This window comes from Providencia rustigianii DSM 4541 (assembly GCF_000156395.1).
Lineage (GTDB): Bacteria > Pseudomonadota > Gammaproteobacteria > Enterobacterales > Enterobacteriaceae > Providencia > Providencia rustigianii.
The window spans coordinates 34420-34809 of record NZ_GG703824.1 but is presented as its reverse complement, the minus strand read 5'-3'; the positions used below and the strand labels follow the sequence as shown (position 1 = coordinate 34809).

The window sequence follows — 390 nt, the reverse complement described above, 5'->3', positions numbered from 1 at the left end:
CGGAAAAGGAGATAGCAAATGCTTACGATAACGTAAGGAATTATTACTATGTAAACACCAGGCATGATTCTGTTCCGCATAATTACTCCTGATAATTAATCCTTAACTTTGCCCACCTGCCTTTTAAAACATTCCAGTATATCACTTTTCATTCTTGCGTAGCAATATGCCATCTCTTCAGCTATCTCAGCATTGGTGACCTTGTTCAGAGGCGCTGAGAGATGGCCTTTTTCTGATAGATAATGTTCTGTTAAAATATCTCCGGCCTCATCTTTTGCCCGCAGGCTAATGTCTGAAAATTGAGGTGAACGGGTTAAAAATAATATCCTTGGCTAACCTTTTTTATACTTCCCTTTTAAATTTGGCTTAATGACTATATCCAATGAGTAC

At 37.9% G+C, this 390-nt stretch carries 1 protein-coding gene and 1 pseudogene; both read right to left on the bottom strand.

Annotated elements, in window-relative coordinates; translation table 11 throughout:
• Positions 1 to 65, bottom strand: a 65-nt coding sequence (locus tag PROVRUST_RS19440) for a hypothetical protein (RefSeq protein ID WP_455032233.1), incomplete at its 3' end; no start/stop codon positions are given.
• Between the two features lie 30 nt (positions 66 to 95).
• Positions 96 to 390 (bottom strand): annotated as a pseudogene (locus tag PROVRUST_RS19435) (protein rexA); the annotation flags it as partial.